The sequence below is a fragment of the Labilibaculum sp. K2S genome (assembly GCF_030372765.1).
In the GTDB taxonomy this organism is placed as follows: Bacteria; Bacteroidota; Bacteroidia; order Bacteroidales; family Marinifilaceae; genus Labilibaculum.
On sequence record NZ_JAUCMW010000007.1, the window covers coordinates 163,240 to 186,532 of the forward strand.

The following is a 23,293-nucleotide window of genomic DNA, read 5'->3' on the forward strand; positions in this document are numbered from 1 at the left end:
GAGGAACAGATCCTTCACTACGTTCCTTCGTTCAGGATGACAGTTTGAGGATTGTCATCCCGAGTGTGGGTAGTCATCCTGAGCTTGTCGAAGGATCTAATTATATAAGTGAACAGATTCTTCACTCCGTTCAGAATGACAGCTTTATTTTGCATGTCATCCCGAGCTTGTCGAGGGATCTAAACATTAAAAAGAGAATGTGAAAATATATTACGTTTACATATTGACAAATAAAAACAAAACTGTTTTATATGTGGGTGTTACAAATAATTTACAAAGAAGATTGAGTGAGCATGTGAGTCATGCAGACCACATAAATGCTTTTACAAAACGATATAATTGTCATCATTTGATCTATTTTGAAGAACACGATGATGTGAATTTGGCGATCGGGAGAGAAAAGAAACTAAAAGGATGGCGACGAGAGAAAAAGAATATCTTAATTTCGGAATTCAATCCGGAATGGAAGTTTTTAGAGGATGAGTTCTTTGTTTGAACAGATCCTTACAGTTGAACGTCATCCCGATCCAGATAGCTATCGGGATGTCGAGGGATCTCATTCAAAAGAAGCCGGACAAAAGTGAACAGATTCTTCACTTCGTTCAGAATGACAGCTTTAAATGAAAATAAAGTGAGTTGTTAAAAATAGTTGTAACAGTTTATTAGAATTGACCATGAATCAGGAAAAAGACATACGATGGAGGCAGCGTTTTCAGAATTTTGAAAAAGCGTATACGGTGCTGGATAAAACCATGAAGATTATTTCTCCTTCTGAAATTGAAATTATGGCTGTTATTCAGGCGTTCGAATTGAGTTTTGAATTGGCATGGAAGGTGATGAAAGATTATTTGGAGTCGGAAGGTTTTGACCCAAAGACTCCCCGCGAAACAATAAAACATGCTTTTCAGGTAAAGCTTGTTGAGGATGGTCATGTTTGGATGGATGCTTTAAAAGATAGAAATTTAACTGTGCATACTTACGATGAGGCTTTTGCAAAGGAGATGGGACTAAAAATAAAAAACAACTATTATCCGGTCATTAAATGCTTGTATGTAAAAATGAAAGAGTGGCTGTAGTTCACTGGAAGATGTCATCCCGATCCCGAGAATCGGGAGAGGGATCTCAACAAAACGGATTGTCCTTCCGAAAGTTCGGAAGAGGATATTTAAAGTGAAATGTAATTGGCAAATAAATTGTATGTACGGACTAACACAACAGGATATGATATGGATTCAAGAAGCAATAAAGAAATTGCCCGAAATTCAAGAAACAATTTTGTTTGGTTCCCGTGCAATGGGAAATTATAAAACAGCTTCTGATGTGGATCTGTGCATAAAAGGGGAGAAGATAAATAGTCAAATCGTTTTATCTTTGCGGGAATTGCTGGAGGAAGAGTATTCATTGCCCTATTTTTTTGATGTAGTTCATTATGAGCAAATCACAAATGAAGAATTAAGGAAGCATATTGATGAGGAGGGAAAGAGATTATTTTGAGTGTCATCCCGATCCCGATAGCTATCGGGATGCCGGGGGATCTCAACGAGATAGGGAGGAGATCCTTCACTCTGTTCAGGATGACAGTTTTGAGAGTTGTCATCCCGAGCTTGTCGAGGGATCTCAACTGTAAGTGAACAGATTCTTCACTGCGTTCAGAATGACAGCTTTATTTTGCATGTCATCCTGAGGGACGAAGGATCTCAACAAAATAGAACATAGGTCGAAGGATCTAAAAATAGAAGAAGTAAAAAAGAAAAAACAGATAATGAACACAATACAGGAACCCAATCAAACAGAAACGACTCGTGCTGAACACGAAGACGAAATAGACTTAATCGCTCTCGCCAAAACCCTGTGGGAAGGCCGCCGAACCGTCATCCGTACCACTCTTATTTTTATGGTACTGGGTTTGTTCATCGCTATTTTTTCAGCAAAAGAATACACGGCTACCACCACCATGGTACCTCAATCTTCCGAAGGCGGATCAAAACTGGGGGGCAGCCTGGGCGGACTGGCCGCCATGGCAGGTATCAATTTGGGAAGCATGGGCGGAGGATCATCGATTCCACCAACATTGTATCCTAAAATCATCAACAGCATTCCCTTCCAAAAAGAATTGATGCAAACTCTCCTTTCTATTGAAGGACAGGAGAAACAAATTACATTTGCAGACTACTATCTGGAAATCAAAAAGCCTGGTTTGTTGGGAACCATCAAAAAATACACAGTCGGATTACCAGGATTGATGATAAAGGCAATCAGAGGCGAAGCCTCTACTTTGAACTTGGGTCTTGATACTTGTAACTTGATCTCCATCACTGAAGATGAAAAGAAGCTCATCAGAATCCTTTCTGCTCAACTATCATTGGAAGTAAACGACAAAGACGGCTACGTTTCCCTTTCTGCCCGCATGCCCGAAGCCAAAGCTGCTGCTCAACTGGCAAAAAAGGCTCAGGAGCTTTTGCAGCAAGCCATCACGGCTTTTAAAATACAAAAAGCAAAAGACCAGTTGGTTTTTGTTGAGGAACGCTATGCCGAAAAGGAAGCCGTGTTTAATGAGGTGCAGAATAAATTGGCTCACTTTCGCGATCAGAACAGGAATGTGAGCACCGCTGTGGCTCAAACCCAATTGGAACGCCTGCAATCGGACTTCTCCATGGCTTCATCGGTGTACACCGAACTGGCCAAGCAGTTGGAAACCCAAAAAATACAGGTGAAGGAGGATACTCCGGTCTTCACTATTATTCAGCCAGTGACCATTCCCTTGGAGAAATCGAAGCCCCAACGCCCCATGATACTCGTGATCTGGACTTTTTTAGGAGGTATTGTTGGAGTGGGAATAGTGTTTGGGAAGGGATTTCTCACTTCGATGAAGAAACAATGGAATGTGAGTGCCAAGTAAGAATTTTACTACCGAGATAGTTCAAGTGTTGTATGTTATGAAATTAGAAATAAATGATTGATAAAAATATATTAGTTACTGGAGGTGCAGGATTTATTGGATCACACTTGGTTCGTTTGTTAGTCAATAAATACCCGAACTATCGCATTGTAAATATGGATGTATTGACCTATGCGGGTAATTTGGCAAATCTAAAAGATATTGAGGATAAGCCTAATTACAAATTTGTAAAGTGTGATATTTGTGATTTTGAAAAGGTGCAGAAGGTGTTTCTGGAGGATCACATTGATGGCGTAATTCATTTTGCTGCAGAGTCACATGTGGATCGATCCATTAAGGATCCTTTCTCCTTTGCACAGACCAATGTGATGGGAACTTTAAGTTTGTTACAGGCTGCGAAGTTCGCTTGGGAGGGGAAATTTGAAAATAAATTATTTTATCATGTTTCTACTGATGAAGTTTATGGATCTTTAGGAGAAGAAGGTTTCTTTTTAGAAACGACAGCTTACAATCCACATTCTCCTTATTCAGCATCAAAAGCATCTTCGGATCATTTTGTACGTGCTTTTCAGGATACTTTTGGCTTACCAACTGTGATTTCTAACTGTTCGAACAACTATGGTTCGTATCAGTTTCCAGAAAAATTAATACCACTTTTCATTAACAATATTTGTAATAACAAGCCACTACCAGTTTATGGCAAGGGTGAGAATGTTCGCGATTGGTTGTATGTTGAGGATCACGCTCATGCAATTGATGTGATTTTTCATAAAGGAAAGATAGGAGATACCTATAACATTGGCGGTTTTAACGAATGGAAAAACATCGACTTGATAAAAGTGATGATTAAAACCGTTGATAAACTTTTGGATAGAGAAGAAGGAGCTTCCGAAAAACTGATTACCTATGTGACGGATCGTGCCGGGCACGATTTGCGTTATGCGATTGACTCTACCAAATTGAAAGAAGAATTAGATTGGGAACCTTCCCTACAGTTTGAAGAGGGAATTGAAAAAACAGTAAAATGGTATCTTGAAAATCAAGAATGGTTGGATGATATCACTTCTGGAGATTATCAGGATTATTATAGGGAAATGTATAAAGCTAAATAAGATGAAGGGAATTGTATTAGCAGGAGGGAGTGGTACCAGATTGTATCCAATTACAAAAGGAGTATCGAAGCAGTTATTGCCAATTTACGATAAACCAATGATTTATTATCCTTTATCAGTCCTGATGTTAGCTGGTATTCGAGAGATTTTAATTATATCCACACCTCAAGATTTACCAGGATTTAAACGTCTTTTAGGTGATGGTTCAGATTATGGAGTTAATTTGTCGTATGCCGAACAAGCATCTCCTGATGGATTGGCACAGGCTTTTATTATTGGAGAAGAATTCATTGGTGATGATGCTGTATGTATGGTTTTAGGAGATAATATATTTTACGGACAGGGATTTACGCCTCTACTTAAAGAGTCTGTGCGATTGGCTGAGCAAGATAATAAAGCAACTGTTTTTGGATATCGGGTGAATAATCCTGAAAGTTTTGGTGTTGCTGAGTTTGATGAAAATGGTAAAGTTTTAAGTATTGAAGAAAAGCCAAAGGAGCCGAAGTCTAATTACGCTGTAGTCGGACTCTATTTTTATCCTAACACGGTTGCTGAAATTGCAAAGAATATAAAGCCGTCAGATAGAGGAGAGTTAGAAATCACGACAGTTAATCAAATGTTTCTTAAGGAAGGATCTTTAAACGTAAAATTATTAGGTCGTGGTTTTGCATGGTTAGACACAGGTACTCACGAATCTTTGGCTCAAGCATCTAGTTTTATCGAGACTATAGAAAAACGCCAAGGCTTACAAGTTGCTTGTTTGGAGGAGATTGCCTTTGAAAAAGGATGGATATCTTCTGGTCGATTAAGAGAAATAGCAGAACCAATGAAGAAAAATGAGTACGGACAGTACCTTTTGGATATTATAGAGTAGTCTCATCAGATATTTTGCTGAAATTTAAATAAATAATAAAATTACACCCTCATAGAATCCATATTGTAAAATTTAACAAAACTAAGCGAATCCATGACATTCATTATAGAATATAGAAAGAATATTTGATTTGGAACTTTACTTGATACTACTTTGAAAAATATAATTAATAAACTTTATTTAATTCTTCCTACAGTTATACAGCAATTTTGGAACAAGGTTGAGAACTCAGATATTGGTAGTCGCTTTGCAAATGGCGCTTTTTGGTCTTTAACAGGATCTGTGGTGTCGCAAGGTTTGATGATACTCGCTTCAATTGTGGTGGCGCGAATTTTAGGAAAATTGGAATATGGTGAATTGGGAATGATTCGCTCTACAGTTAATATGTTTGTGGTTTTTGCTGGTTTTGGTTTAGGAATAACAGCGACTAAATATATCGCTGAATTTCGGATTAAAGATCCTGACAAAACAGGAAAAATAATTGGCCTGACAACTATTTTTGCAGGAGTAATAGGTTTAATTATTGCTATTGCTATACTTATTACAGCGCCAGTTTTAGCAGAAAAGACGATTAATGCTCCTCATTTGGTAAACGAAATACGTTTGGGAGCAGTGATACTGTTCTTTAGCGCATTAAACGGCGCAATGACTGGTATACTTGCCGGATTTCAAGCTTTCAAATCCATAGCAAAAATTAATCTTGTTGCTGGTCTCATAGCTTTTCCATTACAAATTGGATTAACTCTTCTATTAGGTTTGCCAGGTTCTGTAATTGGCTTTGGGTTAAATTTTTTAATATTATGGACATTTAATTTTATAACTGTTCGGAAAGTTACTGCTAAATATGACATAAATATTCAATTTAAAAATTCATTGAATGAATGGCCAATTCTTTATAAATTCAGCTTACCTGCGCTTCTTTCTGGCTTAATGGTAAGCCCGGTTGTTTGGGCATGTAATGCATTATTGGTTAATCAACCTAATGGCTACGGAGAAATGGCAATATTTGATGTCGCAAATCAATGGAGGGGTGCTATTCTATTTATACCTGTAGCTCTATCTCAGATAATCTTACCGCTGTTATCAGATTCTGAAAACCATAATCAATTCGACCGAATCATGAAAATTAATATAGTTATTAATATTGTTATTTCATCATTAATAACAATTGTAATTTCATTTCTTTCGTCATTCATTATGAAAAGCTATGGAAAAGGTTTTGAAGAAGGAAAGTTTGTTCTTATTATCCTTGCAATTTCTGCTATTTTTATATCAGTTAATAATGTTATTGGTCAGGCTATTGCCAGTAAAGGAAAAATGTGGATAGGATTTTTATTTAATTTAATTTGGGGCATAATATTATTAATATGCGCATATATATATTTAAATTTGGGATATGGTGCAAAGGGATTGGCTTATAGTTTTCTAATAGCCTATACGATGCATACTTTAGTACAATTAACTTATGCAAAAATATATTTGATTAAACCAAACCTTAAGAACGTATGAAAATATTATTTCCACACATAAATTTGGTAGTATTTTTGATTAGTTACAATATAGTAGGAATATTTATTGTCGAAAGAATGCTTCAAAGATGTGTGAAAAATTTCAAAGAAATTAGTTTATAATTTAGTACCCACTGGTGATGACTTATTTATTTTTATTATTATTAACTGTGTCATTTTTGCTTATTTTGACCATTGAGTATAAACTAAAATCAGTTTCGCTAGTATTATGGGGTGGATTGTCTGTTTTTTTCTTACTTCCTCATGCAGTAGACATTTTTCTTGGACCACCGCAGTACACTATAGAAACTTATAATAAGGCTTCTCTATTTGCGTTTATATTTAACATCTTCTATTTAGGAACTCGTTTATTTTTAACGAATTCAAAGAATGTATGTTTACTTAGTTTAAATGTAACAAAGTCAAAGAACTTTAATAATTCCTACATAAGTACTCTTTTTATACTTCTATTAATTTCATTTACATTCCTTCTGTATTTTGTAATTACAACATTTGGAGGGTTTTTTAATTTTTCATGGATAGATATGTTTGACAAGAGAGGAGGGTTCTCATATAATATGTTTTCTTATCTGTTTGCAATGTGTTCGCCATTGCCTTTTGTAGCCCACATTTATAAAAAGAAGTTTGTATTTTTCAGCACACTAATAATATTATTGATAATAATATTTTTGTTCAGAATTAGGACTTTTTTAATTCCGTTAACTATCCCTTTTGTTGTTAGTTACTTGCTGAGTGATAAATTCAAAATAAATATTTTTAATTTATTTAAAACTTTGATTATTTCTTTCACTACGATTATTTTAATAGTCGGACTTGGTGTATTAAAAGCTTTCGCATCGTTAAGTGATTTCTATAATTCAATCACCCTAAATGAATTCTCAGAGATGTTATATAGTATTTTATTTTCCAAATATGGAGAATTAGGACTGCGAAATGCTTTTTATTTTTATTTAGAAAATGATAATCAATTTGCAAATTTCGGTTTAGGCTTAGGTTATATAAGATTATTTCTGTTGCCTATTCCATCTTTCATGTCTCTTGGGATTAAACCCCAAGATTTTGCAATGGATATGGCTATGGCTTATGATCCTATCAATTCTACAGCGGGGGTTAATAGTATGCATCCTACATTATATGGAGACTGTTATGCTAATCTTGGTTGGTTTGGGGTTTTATTAGGTATTTTTTGGGCATTTTTTGTGTTTGTAGGTGATCGATTGACGATATCAACATCAAAAAATATTATATTTATTAGTTTGTTCGTTGCATATTCTTATACATACACTCTTATTGCGAGGGGAGCTATATATAATGCAGTGTATAATGTGTTCTTTATACTACTAACTCATTGTATATTAGCTTTAATCATACGATCAGTAAAGAAGTTGTGACTAATTAGTGCGGTTTAAAAAGCCACTCCGTTATGTGAAAAAAACAGGTATTGTTAACAGTTATTTAACCTACCGATTAATGTAGTTTAAATCTAAGAACCTAGTTCAATTGAATTTGTAAAAAAAATACTTATGAAAAAAGTAATGCTTGTTTTCGGAACACGTCCAGAAGCAATAAAGATGGCACCTCTTGTTAAAGAATTTCTGAAATACCCAAATGATTTCAAGACTATAGTATGCGTGACTGGCCAACATAGAGAGATGCTGGATCAGGTTCTGAAAATATTTGAGATAACTCCAGATTATGATTTGAATATTATGCAACATGGACAAGATTTGTATGATGTGACAGCAAGAGTTCTTTTAGGGATGAGGGATGTTTTGAAAGAAACTATGCCTGATTTGGTATTTGTTCATGGAGATACGTCAACATCAACAGCTACAGCGCTGGCATCTTTTTATCAACAAATTCCAGTTGCTCATATAGAGGCAGGATTAAGAACGCATAATATATACAGTCCTTGGCCGGAAGAGATGAATCGTCAGTTAACAGGTAGGATGGCAACATATCATTTCGCTCCCACTGATTTAAGTAAGAAAAATTTACTGTTAGAAAATATTAAAAATGATCAGATAATTGTAACGGGAAATACTGTTATAGATGGTCTTTATTTGGTTCTTGACAAAATTAAAAATAGTGAAAGTTTAAAAAAAGAACTAAAAATAAACATTCTGGATTCGGGCTACGATGTTAATAGGCTTAATACTTGTAGAAAACTTGTTCTTATTACTGGGCACAGAAGAGAGAATTTTGGAGATGGATTTGTAAACATATGTAAAGCATTAAAGGATTTAGCTTTAAATTATCCCGATGTAGACTTTGTATATCCGATGCATTTAAATCCTAATGTAAGGAAACCGATCGCAGAGGTATTTGGAAAAGAGAATGCAATCCCAAATATGTTTTTTATTGAGCCGTTGGACTATTTAAATTTTGTTTTTTTTATGGGAATGTCTAACATTATTTTAACAGATAGTGGGGGTATTCAAGAAGAAGCGCCAGGATTAGGGAAACCTGTATTGGTAATGCGTGATACGACAGAAAGACCTGAAGCACTTGAAGCAGGAACGGTCAAACTTGTAGGAACCGATTATGATAAAATTAAGACAGAAGTTTCAAAATTATTAGATGATAAGTTGTATTATGATTCTATGAGTGAGGCCGTTAATCCGTATGGTGATGGGTTGGCTTGTAGTCGAATAATTAATTTTTTAATGTAATTTTAATGATAAAAATATGTTATTTTACATCAAAGACATCTACAGATGTACGTGTATTTGAAAAAGAGTGCACTTCTTTGGTGAAAGCTGGTTATGAAGTCTATTTAGTTTCTCCCAATGCAAAAGAAGAAATAAGAAATGGAGTTCATATAGTTGGTTTTCCCTTTGATAAGGAAGGGTTATTCCATAGAATTTTTAGCTTACCCAAGCTTCTTTATAAGAAGGCGGTAAGCATTAATGCGGATGTTTATCATTTTAATGATCCGGCATGTTTACATTATGGCACAAAATTAAAGCGTAAAGGTAAAAAAGTGATTTTTGATAGTTTTGAAGATCATCCTTCATTACTTTTTGAAAAAAAATCAATCCCTTATCCAATATTATATTTACTATCAAAGATTTATTCTGCATTTGAATACTATAAATGCAAGAAATTCGATGGAATAATTTCATGTTACCATTGGACTCAGGAACGACTTGAAAAAGCGTGTAAAAAAAATGAACTGGTATTTAATTTTCCTATTTTAGCAGAAAATATCACGAAGTTTGAGGAAAATAGACAACCCTCAATATGTTATGCAGGATTATTTTCAAGGATGTGGAAAATTGAAAATATTGTTCAATCCTTAGCTGAATTGGGTGATGTACGATTTAATTTGGCTGGGCATGGCGATAAATCCTATATTGAAATGTTAAAGAATATGGAAGGATGGCAAAAAGTCAATTACATTGGACAAGTAAAACGTGAAGATGTCCATGATAAAATTTATTCGAAATCGCTAATAGGAATGGTTTTGTTAGATTATATTCCTTTATGCAAAGGTAATGTTGGAAACTTGTCAAATAACAAATTCTTTGAGTATATGATGGCTGGTTTACCTATAGTATGCACAGATTTTATTCTATGGAAGGAAATTGTCGATGGTAGCTCGTGTGGAATATGTGTGAATCCCAATAATGTTAATGAAATAGTAAATGCGATTAAATATTTGACAGATAATCCCGATATTGCAAAACAGATGGGAGAAAACGGACGTAAAATTATTGAAGAAAAATATAATTGGAGCGTTGAAGAAAAGAAGTTAATTGAACTATATAGGTCAATATTGAATTAATCTCTTAAATGGCACCCATGTTGAATATTTTTGTAAAGCGGGAGATCTTAAATTTTTATAATAGTAACATTAATAATTTTAAATAGTTATGAAATTAGTAATTCTTGCTGGTGGTTATGGAACTCGTATGAGTGAATCCACCAATCTTATTCCCAAACCTATGGTTGAAGTTGGTGGAAAACCTATACTATGGCATATTATGAAAATTTATAGTCAATTTGGTATAAATGAATTTATCATATGCTGTGGTTACAAACAATACATTATTAAAGAGTATTTTGCTAACTATTTTAGGCATAATTCAGATTTGACAGTTGATCTTTCTGACAATTCCATACAAATTCACAATAACAATTCAGAGAAGTGGAAAGTCACAATAGTTGATACTGGGTTAAATACAATGACTGGTGGTCGTATTAAAAGGATTCAGGAATACGTTGGTAATGAAACTTTTTGTCTGACTTATGGAGACGGTGTAGGAAATGTTAATATTGCTGAAACTATTGAACTTCATAAAAGTTCCGGCAAAATTCTATCTATGACAACTTATCAACCATCAGGTAAATTAGGTGTGTTGGATATTTCTGAAGATGGTAGTCTTAAATCTTTTAAAGAAAAACCAGAAAATAGTGGATCTTGGATTAATGCTGGTTTTTTTGTCTGTGACCCTAAATTATTCAATTATTTGGGAGGTGATACTGAGATGTTCGAGCGTGAACCTATGCAGCGTTTAGTTGATGATAATCAAGTGAATACATACAAGCATACTGATTTCTGGATGCCTATGGATACGCTACGAGACAATCAAGTTCTTAATAAAATGTGGGATGATAATAAAGCAGACTGGAAAGTTTGGTAAAATAATTTAAGATATGGCTTTTAATAATGTTTATAAGAATAAAAGGGTTTTAGTGACTGGTAATACCGGCTTTAAGGGGTCGTGGTTAACTACTTGGCTTACAATGTTGGGTGCAGATGTTTATGGTTATTCAAATAATATTCCTACAACACCATCAATGTATAAGGAGTTGCAACTTAGTACAAAACAGAATCATGTGTTTGGTGACATTCGTGATAAGGAAAATTTAAATAAAATAGTACAGAATATAAAACCTGATTTTATATTTCATCTTGCTGCACAAGCCATTGTTTCAACTTCTTACAATGATCCTTTCGATACAATAACAACTAATGTTGTTGGTACTGCAAGTGTTTTAGAGGCGATACGAAACATTACATGGTCATGTACGTGTGTTTTAATAACAAGCGACAAGGCTTATGATAATGTGGAGTGGATATGGGGCTACCGTGAAAATGACAACCTTGGTGGAAAAGATATCTACTCGAGTTCAAAAGGTGCTGCGGAATTAACCATAAAATCATATTGGCATTCTTTTATTAAAACAATGCCAAATATTAAATTAACTGTTACACGAGCAGGAAATGTGATAGGAGGAGGAGATTGGGCAAAAGATCGAATTGTAGTTGATTGTATTAAAGCTTTTTCTGAAGGAGATATTGTTGAAATACGAAGTCCGCAAGCTACTAGACCTTGGCAACATGTTCTTGAGCCGCTTAGTGGTTACCTTGCAGCTGGTCAGTATCTTTATGAAGATAAAGTAACAAATGGAGAAGCTTTTAACTTTGGTCCAAAAGCTGAACTAACAAAAACGGTCCTTGAACTTACTAAAGATTTGGCTGTTCATTGGGGGCTTAAAATAGATGATGCAATTAAAATTACTGATTCCATTCCCTTTGAAGAAGCAAAGCTTTTAAAGTTAAATTGTGACAAAGCTCTTGCGTACCTTGATTGGCATTCAACCCTTAATTATGAGCAATGTGTAAAAATGATTGCAGAGTGGTATGGCGCTTTTTATAAAGAATCTGAAAAAGATATGTTTGCTATTACTGTTGAGCAAATTGACTATTATATGGTAGAAGCATCTAAACAAAAATTAAACTGGGCATACTAATGGATGGAGTTACGTTACATGATTTAAAACAATTTAATGTTCCGAAGGGAAATGTCTTTCATGCTTTAAAGGCAACTGATGAAGGATATGTTGGTTTTGGGGAGGCATATTTCTCAGAAATTGAATCAGGGGCAATAAAAGGATGGAAAAGACATAATCGGTTCGTTCTGAATCTTATTGTACCGGTGGGGAAAATAAGATTTGTTATATATGATAATAGGAAAGATAGTGATACTTTCGGGCAGTTTGAGGAGTATATTTTATCGCCAGATGGTGCATATAAAAGACTAACTGTTGCAGCTGGATTATGGGTAGCATTTCAAGGAATAGATGAAAAAACATCTCTTTTATTAGATATTATTCCTGAACCTCATGTCCAAAATGAAGCAGATTCTTTGCCTTTAGATTCAATTCATTATAAATTTTCTTTATGAGAGTATTACTTACTGGCGTAACTGGATTTATAGGTCAATGTCTGATGCCTATGCTTAATATTCAATGTAAGGATATTAAAATTCTCACATTGAATACTGACATAAAGGAAGCGGAAGAAAAATATCCTTATTCTGAATATTCACAATGTAAGCATGTACACAGTTCTAATTTAGAGGAAGTAGTGTTGTTTAATCCGGAAATTACTTTCCATTTGGCTACAGTAACTACACATAGGATTGATACTGCTGTTATTAAGCCGATAGTATCAGCAAATATTGAGTTTGGTGTGATGTTATTGGATGCCTTGTCAAAATGTCCTGCAATGAAATTATTCGTAAATACTGGTTCATTTGCTGAATATCGTCATCATCATGATATTTTTGATAGTGCATATCTTTATGCCGCGAGTAAAACAGCATTTAGATCTTTTGTTGACTATTATTCTAACTTGTGCGGTTTCAGATACATAACAGCGATTCCTTACACGGTTTATGGTGGGAATATGACTGTAAAGAGACTGATGGATTACATTAAAGAGTCAATGGATTCGGATACTCCGATAGATATGTCAGGAGGTGAACAGGTACTCGACTTTATACATGTGGATGATATATCAAACTTTTTTGTAGGTGTAGTTGTCAATGCTGAAAAATTCTATTGTCTAAAAAATAATGGTGAGGAGTTTCATTTAGGAACTGGAATTGGAACCAAAATACGTTCTCTTGGCAAAATGATTGAAAATAAGTACCAAAAGAAATGTAATGTAAATTGGGGAGGATTACCATATAGAGATAGAGATATTATGTACTCAGTTGCTCCTATTGAAAAAAATGATCCTTCAATAGGCTGGAAAGCTAAACATTTATTAATGGATAAAATTTAAAAAATGAAAACAGCAATAGTGATAAGTACATGTGATTTGTATTGTGATTGTTGGCTTCCTATGATACATTCAATACGGAAGTATTGGCCTGATTGCCCATTCCCTATATATTTTGTTTCTAATTTTAAAAATCTTGATGAAGTAGGGATTGAGTTTATTAAAGTAGGAGAACATAAGGGGTTTGGTTCCAATATGAAAAAAGCTCTTGACTTGATTGATGCTGATAATGTAATTTTATTTCTTGAGGATTTCTTTATCGGTGGAATTGTTAATACAGAAGTGATTAATGATCATTTAAAACATTGTATTGAAAAAAGTATTGATTTTTTAAAAATAGATTCTTGTGATATTATGCATCATGATGATATGAGAATAGGTGATAGTTGTTACTGTTTAAATCCGATTGATATACGATATTCTCTAAATCTTGCGATTGCTATATGGAAAAAGAGTACTTTACAGTCTTTGTGTGTTGAAGGTTTCTCTGCCTGGGATTTTGAAAGAAAGGGAATAGATCATATTAGAAAAAATAATCTAAAAATTAATTCTGAAACCATATTGTCTACTGATATGGATGCAATGACAATCAAAAAAATTTCCGGGGCAGGTGCTGTAATGAAAGGAAGATGGACAATTGAAGGTAAAAACTTTTTAATAGAAAATGGTTTTAATTCATTGCTTGCGAAGAGACAAATTGAAGGTAGGTTTAGCAGGTATCTTACTTCGTTTTATACTCCCAATTCACTTTTATGGTTGCCTTTTGGATTGTTACTAAGAATAATCCAAAAGTTTAAAATTAATATCTGAGAAAGTTATGAATAAACCAAAAATAATAAACCTTCCTAAAATTTTGGATAAACGAGGAAATCTGTCTTTTATTGAGGGTGGTAATCACATTCCCTTTAATATAGAAAGGACTTATTGGATATATGATGTTCCAGGAGGAGAACAAAGAGGTGGGCATGCTTTTAAATTGCAGCATGAGTTTATTGTTGCAATGAGTGGTAGTTTTGATGTGGTTATTGATAATGGTAATGAGAGGAAGGTGTATCATTTGAACCGTTCCTATTTTGGTTTGTATATTCCCAATGGGATTTGGAGGCAAATGGAAAATTTTTCAACCAATTCACTGGCTTTAGTTGTAGCATCAACCAAGTATAATGAGGCTGATTATATAAGAAATTATGAACAGTTTGAAAATTTGATAAATGAATAAAAATAGTGTTTTTGATTGTTCTGTTATTGAGTTGGATAAGCATCATCATGAGAAGGGTAATATTTCAATTGTAGAAAATGGAAATGAAGTTCCTTTTGATGTGAAACGAATTTATTATTTGTATGATGTTCCTGGAGGAGAAGATCGAGGTGCTCATGCTCATAAGGAATTAAGACAATTAATAATTGCAGCAAGTGGAAGTTTTGATATCATATTAGATGATGGTCATGTAAAGCGAAGTATAACATTAAATAGACCTTATATGGGTTTATTGGTTGTGCCTGGTATCTGGCGTGAATTAATTAATTTTTCGTCTGGTTCTATTTGTATGGTTTTGGCATCGCACAAGTATGATGAGGATGATTATATTAGAGATTATAGTGAGTTTTTAAAATTTAAAACGAAATGATAACTATTCATCCAACGGCTGATGTTCAGTCGACTAAGATTGGTGATAATACCTATGTATGGCAATATTCGGTTATTCTATCTGATGCTGTTATCGGTAGTAATTGTAATATTAATTTTAATGTATTTATAGAGAATGATGTTGTTATAGGAGATGATGTGACCGTAAAACCTGGAGTTCAGATTTGGGATGGTATTAAAATTGGCAATAAAGTTTTCATAGGGCCTAATGTAACATTTACAAATGATATAGTTCCTCGATCAAAAGTTTATCGAGATATTTTTGAAAAAACAATTATCGAAGAGGGAGCTTCAATTGGTGCTAACTCAACAATTATTGCAGGCATTAAAATTGGACAGTATTCATTTATTGGAGCAGGAAGTGTTGTAACTAAGAATGTGCCAGCTAATACAATCTGGTACGGCAATCCTGCAACACAAAAAGGATTTATAACCAATGATGGAATACTGTTAAGTATGGATAGGAAAGATAAAAAAGGTAATGTTATAGATATTTAATAATGTACTTGTAGCTATTATTTAGCCTCTATATCTAGTATGATCGTAAAATAATAATATATTCAAAAAAGCATTTATGAATTTCACATGGTGTTATTGATGTTGCTTTATTGTGTGTTTGGAAGGAATTTTAGTTAAAAGATAGAGCTTGAAAAATGATTAAATTTTTAGATTTACAGAAAATTAATTCTCAATATAAGGATGAACTAAAACAGGTCGCATCTGAAATTATTGATAGTGGTTGGTATTTATTAGGGAATCAAGTTTCCACATTTGAATCAAGTTTGTCAAATTATATCGGTTCGAAGCACGCTATTGCTTGTGCCAATGGTTTGGATGCTCTTAGATTAATTTTTAGGGCATATATCGAAATGGGAATTATGCAAGAAGGTGACGAAGTTATTGTTCCAGCAAATACTTACATCGCTTCAATTTTAGCCATAACAGATAATAGATTAAAACCTGTTTTAATTGAACCCAATGAAGCCAGTTTTAATCTGGATATAAATAAGGTTGAAGAAGCGATTACTAAAAAAACCAAAGCTATATTGGTAGTTCATCTATATGGCCAGGCATGTTATAATGGTGAGCTCAGGGATATTGCCAATAGACACAATCTAAAGATAGTGGAAGATAATGCACAAGCAATTGGGGCTAAGGTTTCCAATTTGAAAACCGGGAATTTAGGTGACGCTTCAGGTTTTAGTTTTTATCCAGGTAAGAACTTGGGAGCCTTAGGAGACAGTGGTGCTATCACGACAAATGATAATGAATTAGCAAGAATTGCAAGGGCAATTGCTAATTATGGATCGGAAGTAAAATATCAAAACGAATTTAGTGGTTTAAATAGCCGAATGGATGAAATACAGGCAGGATTTCTTTCAGTTAAATTGAAGTATATTGATAAGGAAAATTTGATTCGAAGAGAAATTGCTAGGTACTATCGGGAAAATATAAATAACGAGAAAATCATCTTACCTCAAGTGGTAAGTGGTGATGAGGATAGTCATGTGTGGCATTTATTTGTAGTAAGGTCTAAGGAAAGGGAACGCTTTCAAAAGTACCTTTTGGATAATGGAGTTCAAACTTTAGTCCATTACCCGATTCCGCCGCACAAACAAAAATGTTACAAGGAGATGAATGATCATACTTATATTCTAACAGAGAAAATTCATAATGAAGTAATTTCATTGCCTATTAGTCCTGTAATGACAAAAGATGAGATTGTGAGAGTTGTTGATTTGATTAATCAATTTAGTTAATGAAAAAGAAAATCTGGTTAATAAATCAATATGCAATGCCACCTAAGTACGAGGCTCGTATCCAAACCTTGAAGCGAGCACAGTATTTAATGGAATTTGGTCATGATGTTACCATTATTGGAGGAAGTTACCTACATAATAGTGATATTAACTTAATTACGAATAATGAGAAATACATTGAAAGGACATATGATGGGATTAAATTTATTCATATTAGAACAAAGAAGTATTCATCAAATGGATTAATGCGATTCTATAATTTAATGGAATTTACGCTAAGACTATTCTTTTTATCCTCTAGGTTTGAAAAACCAGATGTGATTGTTCAAACAGCAACAGTTCCTTTTGGTAATTTACTATACTATATGGTCAAGAAACTGAAAGCATATTATATTGTTGATGTTGTTGATTTATGGCCGGAATCTTTTGTCGCGTTTGGATTAGTATCCAAAAATAATCCTTTATTAAAACTAGCATATAGAGCTGAAAGATGGTTGTATCAAAAAGCTGATTCCGTTGTTTTTTCTATGGAAGGTGGTAAAGATTATATTATTGAAAAAGGATGGGATCGTGAATCTGGAGGAGTAATTGATTTGAATAAGATTCATTACATCAATAATGGTGTCGATTTAAAAGACTTTGATGAGAATAAGGATTCATTTAAGATAGAAGATTTGGATCTTGAAAATGATGAAATTTTTAAAGTCGTTTATTTAGGTTCAATACGATTGGCCAATAATTTAAAACAATTAATTGATGCTGCATTTCTATTAAAAGATAAAAGTAATATCCGCTTCTTGATTTATGGTGATGGAGATGATCGAGAATTTTTAATAAACTATTGCGGAGATAATAATATTAATAATGTCATATTTAAACAGAAATGGGTTGAATTAAAATATGTTCCTTATATATTATCCAAGAGTTCATTGAATTTATTAAACTATAAGCCGAGTCCTATTGGTCGGTTTGGAGGTAGTCAAAGTAAGTCTTTTCAATATATGGCAAGTGGTAAGCCCATCTGTTCAAATGTGAAAATGGCATATTGTCCAGTGACGAAATTTAATCTCGGCATAGCTAAAAACTTTGATAGTTCCAGAGAATATGCTGATGCAATTCTTTCTTTTGTTGATATGGAATCAAAAATGTATAATTATATTTGTAATAATGCAAGGCAAGCATCTGAAAACTACGACTATAGAAAGTTAACTACTGATTTTATTAAACTGTTAAATTAAATGAAAGTTACTAAAATTAACAAAAATATACCTGAAGGTTTGATTGATGCGCACAATCAGGCTTTTCATGATTTTTTTTTAACATCACTTGGGTCTAAATTTCTTAAATTATATTATTCAACAGTTTTAAAAAGTTCAAAAGGACTTGTTTTATGCCTTCAAAATGAGAAAGGAACAGTTTTAGGTTTTGCTGTTGGAACTGCCTATTCTAAAGGTTTTCATAAGAACATTTTACTTCATAATATTTTTTCTTACGTTTGGGTGCTATTTATTGTTTGTATTAGTAGACCTAAGGCTATATTTAGATTATTAACCAACCTTAATAAGGGGGCAAATAATAATGAAGATTTGGGAGATTATGCAGAACTTCTCTCTATTGCTGTTCCTCCACAATATAATGGACTTGGTTATGGGAAGTTATTACTCCAAGCGTTTGAAGATGAATTATTAAATTTAAAAGTAAAAAAGAGTGCATTAACGACTGATTATTTTGATAATGAAGGTGTGATTGCCTTTTATAAAAAAATGGGATATGAAATCTTTTATGATTTTACAAGTTACCCCAATAGACGAATGTATAAACTGATTAAGAATTTAAATTAATATTGTAAAATGATACCATTTTCACCTCCACACATCACGCAAGAAGCGATAGACGAAGTTGTGGATACACTAAAATCAGGATGGATTACCACCGGTCCTAAAACCAAAAGATTTGAAAAAGAAATTTCTACATATTGTGGAAATGAAAGTACATTATGTGTCAATTCAGCAACGTTTGGCTTGGAGTTGGTATTGCGTTGGTTTGGAGTCGGACCAGGTGATGAAGTAATTGTTCCTGCGTATACTTATTGTGCATCAGCCAATGTAATTGTGCATACAGGCGCAACACCTGTGATGGTAGATATTAATGCTGATGACTTTAATATCAATTTAGAGGCATTAGAAAATGCCATTACAAGCAGAACCAAGGTGATTATTCCAGTGGATATTGCAGGATTGCCTTGCGATTATGATGCCATAAACAGTTTGGTTTGTAGAGAAGATGTAAAAGCGAAATTTCGGACAAATGATGAAAATCAAGCAAAATTAGGTCGGATTCTTGTTTTGTCGGATGCAGCACACTCATTTGGAGCAAAATATAAAGGCAAGCATACAGGGTCTTTAACTGATGTTTCGGTTTTTTCCTTTCATGCAGTGAAGAATTTAACTACTGGTGAAGGCGGTGCTATCGCATTAAATTTGCCGGAGTCTTTCAATAATGAAGAAATTTACAAAGCGTTTAATACATTTAGTTTGCATGGTCAAAATAAGGATGCGCTTGCTAAGACTCAAAAAGGGGCATGGAAATACGATGTTTTGTATTCTGGTTACAAAGGAAACATGACTGATATTATGGCTTCTTTGGGTTTAATTGACTTGAAATATTACGAGTCAAAAACTTTGCTTCGTCGAAAAGAAATCATGAATGCTTATCAAATGGCTTTTTTGAATTGTTCATGGGCTGAATTGCCAATCATAGAAGATGAAAGTAGAACTTCTTCTTTTCACTTATATCCACTTCGTATTAAAGGAATTAGTGAGGATAAGCGGGATGCAATTATTCAATCTATTTTTGGTGAGGACGTCTCGGTAAATGTTCATTTTCAGCCACTGCCACTATTGAGCGCTTTTAAAAATATGGGATATTCTATGGATGATTATCCGGTTGCTTACGACAATTATTCCCGTGAAATTAGCTTGCCCGTATTTTATAATCTTTCTGATGAACAAGTACAACTGGTAATTGATGCTGTTATTAAATCGGTGAATGCAAATGAGTAAAAGATTATTTGATATCCTGGTTTCATTCTTCGGATTGATGATCTTATCACCTGTATTTATTTTACTGGCCATGGCAATTGTTTTGGACAGCAAGGGAGGCGTGTTTTATTTTCAAACGCGGGTTGGCCGATACAATAAAGATTTTAGGTTGTTTAAGTTTCGCTCCATGGCAAGCAATTCGGATAAGAAGGGATTGCTTACAGTTGGTTTTAATGATTCGAGAATAACAAGGATTGGTTATTTTATTCGTAAGTACAAATTGGATGAATTGCCACAGTTGATCAATGTTCTGATTGGGGATATGAGTTTGGTTGGGCCAAGACCGGAAGTGCGTAAATATGTTGACTTGTATAATGTAGAACAACTTAAAGTTCTCTCTGTTAGACCAGGAATAACGGATTACGCATCTATTGAATACTCCAATGAAAATGAAATCCTAGGAAAATCAATTGATCCGGAAAAAACCTATATCGATGAGATTATGCCTGCAAAATTAATTTTGAATATGAAATACATATCAGAAGTTGGCTTAATTACTGATCTAAAATTAATTTTTGCTACAATTTTTAAAATTATAAAATAAAAACTTCGGCGTACTACCTCGTAAGAACTTGTTGTTCTTGCGGGGCCGAAGGAAATATACAAGTAAATTGTTCTTGAGATGCTGATGAAGGAAGTCGTGGCAATCCCAACGCAAACAGCATTACAAAAAATAATAAGGAGACTCAATTTGCAGCAGATTACTTCAGTCGCCTGAGGCTCCCTCGTAACGACAAATCAGGATTGTCTTTGCGAGGCTGACGAAGGAAGCCGTGGCAATCTGCCAGCATGCAGAATAATAAAAATTGGAGACGGATCTATTATTGACAGATTACTTCGGTCGCTTAGGCTCTCTCGTTACCGAGCTTGCGAGATCTCCGAAGGTCATGACAAGATGCAATGGAATACCGCACTTATCAAGTTTACATACTCACCAACAAGAACCATACGGTTCTTTATACAGGAGTAACTTCCAACTTGAAATTGCGTGTAGAACAACATAAAATGAAGGGCAATCCAAAATCGTTTACGGCTCGCTATAATGTAGATTGTTTGGTTTATTACGAACAGTTTTTCGATATTGGAGAAGTCATTGCGAGAGAAAAAAAGTAAAGGCAGGATCGAGACAGAAGAAATTAGACTTGATTAATGGATTCAATTCAGAATGGAGGGATTTGTATGAAGATTTGTAGAAATTTGGGGCAGATTGCTTCGTCGTCATACTTCCTTCTCGCAAAGACAGAAGAAAATGAATACACTACAAAAACTACAATATGAACAACAACAACTACATCGTTATCATGGCCGGGGGAGTTGGTTCCCGATTCTGGCCCATGAGTACCGAAGAAAAACCAAAGCAGTTTTTAGATGTTTTGGGCATTGGGAAAACGCTGTTGCAGCAAACCGTAGCCCGTTTCAAAACAATTGCTCCGGCTGAGAACATTTTGATCGTAACATCTTCGAAATATAAGGAACTAGTAATAGCTCAGTGCCCTGAGCTTCTGGAAAGCAATATTTTATTAGAGCCATGCATGCGCAACACGGCACCCTGTATTGCTTATGCTGCATACAAGATAAAAGGAGTAAACCCTGAAGCCAATATGGTGGTAGCTCCGTCGGATCATTTAATCACCAATGAGGCGGAGTTCATTCGCATCATCGAAAATGGTTTGGAATTTACAGCGAACAATGACACTTTACTCACTTTGGGGATTCAACCTCACCGTCCGGAAACAGGTTATGGATACATTCAAGCGGCTTCGCCTTTAATTAATAATGAAAAATTAACAATTAATAATAAAAAGGGAGTGGCTCAAATTGGATCGAAGGGAGAATCTTGTGAGACAATGCAGAATATGGCACCCAACTTCTCCCCTTCAGGGGAGACCGAGAGGGGGATTTCCGAGCTTGTGTTGGGCAACTTTCCCCCTTCAGGGGGAACCGAAGGGGGTACTTTGGGGAGGGGTATTTCAACCGAAGGGGGTTTTTGCAAGGTATTAGCCTTCAAGGAAAAACCCAACCTGGAAACGGCTAAGGAATATCTTGCTGCGGGGAATTATTTTTGGAATTCGGGGATTTTCTTATGGTCGTTGAAGAGTATTCTTTCAGCATTTGAATCTTTTGTTCCTGAAGTCGCAGGTATTTTTCAAAAAGGAGAGGCTGTTTACAATACAGATAAAGAACAAGCTTTTATTGATGAACTATTTCCGACTTGCACCAATATTTCTATTGATTATGCAGTGATGGAAAAAGCGGATAACATTTATGTGCAGCCAGCTGATTTCGGTTGGTCCGATTTGGGCACCTGGGGTTCGCTTTGGGAAAAGCGTGAACGTTGTGAACACGGAAATACGGTTGTTGGAGAAAAGGTTCATGTATTTGACTCGGGCAATTGTATTGTGAACATGCCCAAAGATAAAAAGGTGGTCATTCAAGGCTTGCAGGATTTTATTGTAGTGGAAGACAATGATGTTTTATTGATCTGCAAAATGGAGGAAGAGCAAAGAATTAAAGAGTTTCGGACGGCGGTGTTGGGTGCTTAAATTCCAAGGAGAAAGGAGAAATTCCAAGGAACAAGGAACCAAATTCCAAAATCCAAAGCCCAACCACTGACTATTGACCACTAACCATTTACCATTGACCACCAACAACCAAATTCCAAATTCCAAATTCCAAGGATCAAAGTTGAGTCTGCTCCTCAAAGTCCCCTTCAGGGGATTTAGGGGTTTTTGACTTTTCGGAGTGGACTCAAAGTTCAGATCCTTCCATCCGTCGGGCTGTCATCCCGAGGCATCGAGGGATCTGTTTCAATATAATTCAATGCTGTTATAACTTTTACTGATCCCGAAAGCTTGGCAGCGAAGCCGATTGAAAATACATGCAAAAATTAAAGTAGTGAATTCTCACATTTTAAGGGGAGATGCCAACAGGCAGAGGGGTGTTTATGTTTACAATTAAACGATTGTCTGGGAAAGTGGATATTTGTGTATAAAGAGTAGCTAAAGTAGAAAGGGAGATTCCTCTGATTGCACATTTTGAGCTCCCTCTCCTTCAGGAGAGGGTTGGGGTGAGGTGTTTTACCAAGCACTGATGAAAAGCCGAAATGGATGGAATCCTTCATTGCCTTCCTTCGTTCAGGATGACCATAAGTGCAGCATTTTCATCTCGAAGCCGAAATAGCCAGGCATTTGTTCCAAACAGCAGAATTCCGATTCCCGGAACCAGCCAAGCTGGAGCAGGTGAAAAGGAGAAAAGTTAAAGAAGAACAGACTTACCTTATGCTTTGCCCCGAAGC

25 protein-coding genes are annotated in these 23,293 nt (G+C 34.7%); all 25 read left to right on the forward strand.

The features are described from left to right. The first annotated feature begins 199 nt into the window (after positions 1–199). Positions 200–496, forward strand: a complete 297-nt coding sequence (locus QUH73_RS10665; RefSeq protein ID WP_124994356.1) for a GIY-YIG nuclease family protein — start codon at positions 200–202, stop codon at positions 494–496. 178 nt (positions 497–674) lie between these two features. Then, positions 675–1,076, forward strand: coding sequence for a nucleotidyltransferase substrate binding protein (locus tag QUH73_RS10670; protein ID WP_289530426.1), 402 nt, complete (start codon positions 675–677; stop codon positions 1,074–1,076). Between the two features lie 145 nt (positions 1,077–1,221). Then, positions 1,222–1,494 (forward strand): nucleotidyltransferase family protein, encoded by a 273-nt coding sequence (locus QUH73_RS10675; protein WP_289530427.1) that lies wholly within the window; start codon positions 1,222–1,224, stop codon positions 1,492–1,494. A gap of 268 nt (positions 1,495–1,762) precedes the next feature. After that, positions 1,763–2,899 carry a Wzz/FepE/Etk N-terminal domain-containing protein gene (locus QUH73_RS10680; RefSeq protein WP_289530428.1) on the forward strand — a complete coding sequence of 379 codons (1,137 nt, stop codon included), beginning with the start codon at positions 1,763–1,765 and terminating at the stop codon, positions 2,897–2,899. Between the two features lie 53 nt (positions 2,900–2,952). Then, entirely contained in the window at positions 2,953–4,011 is a 1,059-nt protein-coding gene (gene rfbB, locus QUH73_RS10685; RefSeq protein ID WP_289530429.1) for a dTDP-glucose 4,6-dehydratase, read from the forward strand. Between the two features lies 1 nt (position 4,012). Beyond that, positions 4,013–4,885, forward strand: a complete 873-nt coding sequence (gene rfbA / locus QUH73_RS10690) for a glucose-1-phosphate thymidylyltransferase RfbA (RefSeq protein WP_289530430.1) — start codon at positions 4,013–4,015, stop codon at positions 4,883–4,885. 153 nt (positions 4,886–5,038) lie between these two features. Beyond that, positions 5,039–6,394, forward strand: coding sequence for an oligosaccharide flippase family protein (locus QUH73_RS10695; RefSeq protein WP_289530431.1), 1,356 nt, complete (start codon positions 5,039–5,041; stop codon positions 6,392–6,394). 139 nt (positions 6,395–6,533) lie between these two features. Then, positions 6,534–7,805: a hypothetical protein gene (locus tag QUH73_RS10700; protein WP_289530432.1), complete on the forward strand. Its 1,272-nt coding sequence runs from the start codon at positions 6,534–6,536 to the stop codon at positions 7,803–7,805. Between the two features lie 132 nt (positions 7,806–7,937). Next, positions 7,938–9,086: a non-hydrolyzing UDP-N-acetylglucosamine 2-epimerase gene (wecB, locus tag QUH73_RS10705; RefSeq protein WP_289530433.1), complete on the forward strand. Its 1,149-nt coding sequence runs from the start codon at positions 7,938–7,940 to the stop codon at positions 9,084–9,086. Positions 9,087–9,091: 5 nt separating this feature from the next. Next, positions 9,092–10,201, forward strand: coding sequence for a glycosyltransferase family 4 protein (locus QUH73_RS10710; RefSeq protein ID WP_289530434.1), 1,110 nt, complete (start codon positions 9,092–9,094; stop codon positions 10,199–10,201). Between the two features lie 88 nt (positions 10,202–10,289). Further along, positions 10,290–11,060 (forward strand): glucose-1-phosphate cytidylyltransferase, encoded by a 771-nt coding sequence (gene rfbF / locus QUH73_RS10715; protein ID WP_289530435.1) that lies wholly within the window; start codon positions 10,290–10,292, stop codon positions 11,058–11,060. 13 nt (positions 11,061–11,073) lie between these two features. Next, positions 11,074–12,174: a CDP-glucose 4,6-dehydratase gene (rfbG, locus tag QUH73_RS10720; RefSeq protein WP_289530436.1), complete on the forward strand. Its 1,101-nt coding sequence runs from the start codon at positions 11,074–11,076 to the stop codon at positions 12,172–12,174. Continuing rightward, on the forward strand, positions 12,174–12,608 hold the full coding sequence (locus QUH73_RS10725; protein ID WP_289530437.1) for a dTDP-4-dehydrorhamnose 3,5-epimerase family protein: 435 nt from the start codon (positions 12,174–12,176) through the stop codon (positions 12,606–12,608). Before rfbG ends, QUH73_RS10725 begins: the two co-directional genes overlap by 1 nt. Beyond that, complete coding sequence (locus tag QUH73_RS10730; protein ID WP_289530438.1) at positions 12,605–13,492, forward strand: NAD-dependent epimerase/dehydratase family protein; 888 nt, start codon at positions 12,605–12,607, stop codon at positions 13,490–13,492. The genes QUH73_RS10725 and QUH73_RS10730 overlap by 4 nt, the downstream gene beginning before the upstream one ends. 3 nt (positions 13,493–13,495) lie before the next feature. Further along, complete coding sequence (locus tag QUH73_RS10735; RefSeq protein ID WP_289530439.1) at positions 13,496–14,299, forward strand: hypothetical protein; 804 nt, start codon at positions 13,496–13,498, stop codon at positions 14,297–14,299. 7 nt (positions 14,300–14,306) lie between these two features. Beyond that, a complete protein-coding gene (locus tag QUH73_RS10740) occupies positions 14,307–14,708 on the forward strand; it encodes a sugar 3,4-ketoisomerase (protein ID WP_289530440.1) in 402 nt (133 codons plus the stop codon). Beyond that, positions 14,701–15,117 (forward strand): sugar 3,4-ketoisomerase, encoded by a 417-nt coding sequence (locus tag QUH73_RS10745; protein ID WP_289530441.1) that lies wholly within the window; start codon positions 14,701–14,703, stop codon positions 15,115–15,117. The genes QUH73_RS10740 and QUH73_RS10745 overlap by 8 nt, the downstream gene beginning before the upstream one ends. Continuing rightward, entirely contained in the window at positions 15,114–15,635 is a 522-nt protein-coding gene (locus QUH73_RS10750; RefSeq protein WP_289530442.1) for an acyltransferase, read from the forward strand. The genes QUH73_RS10745 and QUH73_RS10750 overlap by 4 nt, the downstream gene beginning before the upstream one ends. Positions 15,636–15,790: 155 nt before the next feature. Next, positions 15,791–16,897, forward strand: coding sequence for a DegT/DnrJ/EryC1/StrS family aminotransferase (locus tag QUH73_RS10755; RefSeq protein WP_289530443.1), 1,107 nt, complete (start codon positions 15,791–15,793; stop codon positions 16,895–16,897). Beyond that, a complete protein-coding gene (locus tag QUH73_RS10760; RefSeq protein WP_289530444.1) occupies positions 16,897–18,135 on the forward strand; it encodes a glycosyltransferase family 4 protein in 1,239 nt (412 codons plus the stop codon). Before QUH73_RS10755 ends, QUH73_RS10760 begins: the two co-directional genes overlap by 1 nt. Continuing rightward, positions 18,136–18,738, forward strand: coding sequence for a GNAT family N-acetyltransferase (locus tag QUH73_RS10765; RefSeq protein ID WP_289530445.1), 603 nt, complete (start codon positions 18,136–18,138; stop codon positions 18,736–18,738). 9 nt (positions 18,739–18,747) lie between these two features. Next, complete coding sequence (locus QUH73_RS10770) at positions 18,748–19,959, forward strand: DegT/DnrJ/EryC1/StrS family aminotransferase (protein WP_289530446.1); 1,212 nt, start codon at positions 18,748–18,750, stop codon at positions 19,957–19,959. Then, positions 19,952–20,542 carry a sugar transferase gene (locus tag QUH73_RS10775; RefSeq protein ID WP_289530447.1) on the forward strand — a complete coding sequence of 197 codons (591 nt, stop codon included), beginning with the start codon at positions 19,952–19,954 and terminating at the stop codon, positions 20,540–20,542. Before QUH73_RS10770 ends, QUH73_RS10775 begins: the two co-directional genes overlap by 8 nt. A 356-nt stretch (positions 20,543–20,898) precedes the next feature. Beyond that, entirely contained in the window at positions 20,899–21,111 is a 213-nt protein-coding gene (locus tag QUH73_RS10780; protein ID WP_289530448.1) for a GIY-YIG nuclease family protein, read from the forward strand. A 161-nt stretch (positions 21,112–21,272) separates the two neighbouring features. Then, complete coding sequence (locus QUH73_RS10785) at positions 21,273–22,541, forward strand: mannose-1-phosphate guanylyltransferase (RefSeq protein WP_289530449.1); 1,269 nt, start codon at positions 21,273–21,275, stop codon at positions 22,539–22,541. Positions 22,542–23,293: the final 752 nt, after the last annotated feature.

Excerpts from the sequence above, each read along its gene's own strand:
- QUH73_RS10670 (WP_289530426.1), top strand. The coding sequence starts at position 675 with ATGAATCAGGAAAAAGACATACGATGGAGGCAGCGTTTTCAGAATTTT.
- QUH73_RS10675 (WP_289530427.1), top strand. The coding sequence starts at position 1,222 with ATGATATGGATTCAAGAAGCAATAAAGAAATTGCCCGAAATTCAAGAA.
- QUH73_RS10680 (WP_289530428.1), top strand. The coding sequence starts at position 1,763 with ATGAACACAATACAGGAACCCAATCAAACAGAAACGACTCGTGCTGAA.
- rfbB (WP_289530429.1), top strand. The coding sequence starts at position 2,953 with ATGATTGATAAAAATATATTAGTTACTGGAGGTGCAGGATTTATTGGA.
- rfbA (WP_289530430.1), top strand. The coding sequence starts at position 4,013 with ATGAAGGGAATTGTATTAGCAGGAGGGAGTGGTACCAGATTGTATCCA.
- QUH73_RS10700 (WP_289530432.1), top strand. The coding sequence starts at position 6,534 with ATGACTTATTTATTTTTATTATTATTAACTGTGTCATTTTTGCTTATT.
- wecB (WP_289530433.1), top strand. The coding sequence starts at position 7,938 with ATGAAAAAAGTAATGCTTGTTTTCGGAACACGTCCAGAAGCAATAAAG.
- QUH73_RS10710 (WP_289530434.1), top strand. The coding sequence starts at position 9,092 with ATGATAAAAATATGTTATTTTACATCAAAGACATCTACAGATGTACGT.
- rfbF (WP_289530435.1), top strand. The coding sequence starts at position 10,290 with ATGAAATTAGTAATTCTTGCTGGTGGTTATGGAACTCGTATGAGTGAA.
- rfbG (WP_289530436.1), top strand. The coding sequence starts at position 11,074 with ATGGCTTTTAATAATGTTTATAAGAATAAAAGGGTTTTAGTGACTGGT.
- QUH73_RS10725 (WP_289530437.1), top strand. The coding sequence starts at position 12,174 with ATGGATGGAGTTACGTTACATGATTTAAAACAATTTAATGTTCCGAAG.
- QUH73_RS10730 (WP_289530438.1), top strand. The coding sequence starts at position 12,605 with ATGAGAGTATTACTTACTGGCGTAACTGGATTTATAGGTCAATGTCTG.
- QUH73_RS10735 (WP_289530439.1), top strand. The coding sequence starts at position 13,496 with ATGAAAACAGCAATAGTGATAAGTACATGTGATTTGTATTGTGATTGT.
- QUH73_RS10740 (WP_289530440.1), top strand. The coding sequence starts at position 14,307 with ATGAATAAACCAAAAATAATAAACCTTCCTAAAATTTTGGATAAACGA.
- QUH73_RS10745 (WP_289530441.1), top strand. The coding sequence starts at position 14,701 with ATGAATAAAAATAGTGTTTTTGATTGTTCTGTTATTGAGTTGGATAAG.
- QUH73_RS10750 (WP_289530442.1), top strand. The coding sequence starts at position 15,114 with ATGATAACTATTCATCCAACGGCTGATGTTCAGTCGACTAAGATTGGT.
- QUH73_RS10755 (WP_289530443.1), top strand. The coding sequence starts at position 15,791 with ATGATTAAATTTTTAGATTTACAGAAAATTAATTCTCAATATAAGGAT.
- QUH73_RS10760 (WP_289530444.1), top strand. The coding sequence starts at position 16,897 with ATGAAAAAGAAAATCTGGTTAATAAATCAATATGCAATGCCACCTAAG.
- QUH73_RS10765 (WP_289530445.1), top strand. The coding sequence starts at position 18,136 with ATGAAAGTTACTAAAATTAACAAAAATATACCTGAAGGTTTGATTGAT.
- QUH73_RS10770 (WP_289530446.1), top strand. The coding sequence starts at position 18,748 with ATGATACCATTTTCACCTCCACACATCACGCAAGAAGCGATAGACGAA.
- QUH73_RS10775 (WP_289530447.1), top strand. The coding sequence starts at position 19,952 with ATGAGTAAAAGATTATTTGATATCCTGGTTTCATTCTTCGGATTGATG.
- QUH73_RS10780 (WP_289530448.1), top strand. The coding sequence starts at position 20,899 with ATGGAATACCGCACTTATCAAGTTTACATACTCACCAACAAGAACCAT.
- QUH73_RS10785 (WP_289530449.1), top strand. The coding sequence starts at position 21,273 with ATGAACAACAACAACTACATCGTTATCATGGCCGGGGGAGTTGGTTCC.